The organism is Pseudomonas sp. IPO3749, assembly GCF_013386605.1.
Lineage (GTDB): Bacteria > Pseudomonadota > Gammaproteobacteria > Pseudomonadales > Pseudomonadaceae > Aquipseudomonas > Aquipseudomonas azotoformans_A.
In genome coordinates this window covers 1-403 of record NZ_JACARN010000162.1, presented here as the reverse complement: position 1 = coordinate 403, position 403 = coordinate 1, and the positions used below count along the sequence as shown (strand labels likewise).

1 pseudogene is annotated in these 403 nt (G+C 55.1%); it reads left to right on the top strand.

What is annotated here, in order from left to right:
• Positions 1-22 precede the first annotated feature (22 nt).
• Positions 23-373 (top strand): annotated as a pseudogene (locus tag HX812_RS31930) (anion permease); the annotation flags it as partial.
• Positions 374-403: the final 30 nt, after the last annotated feature.

Genomic DNA, 403 nt, shown 5'->3' with positions numbered 1-403 from the left:
TCGGAGATGTGTATAAGGGGCAGAGGTGGGGCCGCTGGGGGTGTTTGCGATTCTGGGGGCGTTTTTGATTGTGATTCATTTGGGGTTTGCCAGTGCCACGGCGTTGACCTCGGCGCTGCTGCCGATTTTGATTGCGGTGTTGCAGACGTTGCCGGGGGAGTTCAGTCGGCTGGGGATGACGATGCTGTTGGGGTTTGTGATGAGTTATGGGTTTATTCTGCCGATCAATGCGCCGCAGAATATGGTGTGTCTGGGGACGGGGACGTTTACGGCGCGGCAGTTTGCCAAGGTTGGGGTTTTGGTGACGCTGGTTGGTTATTTGTTGATGGTGGTGTTTGCGGTGACTTACTGGAGTTGGCTGGGGTGGGTTTGATGGGGTTGGGTTGGGTGTATATCCGTTATT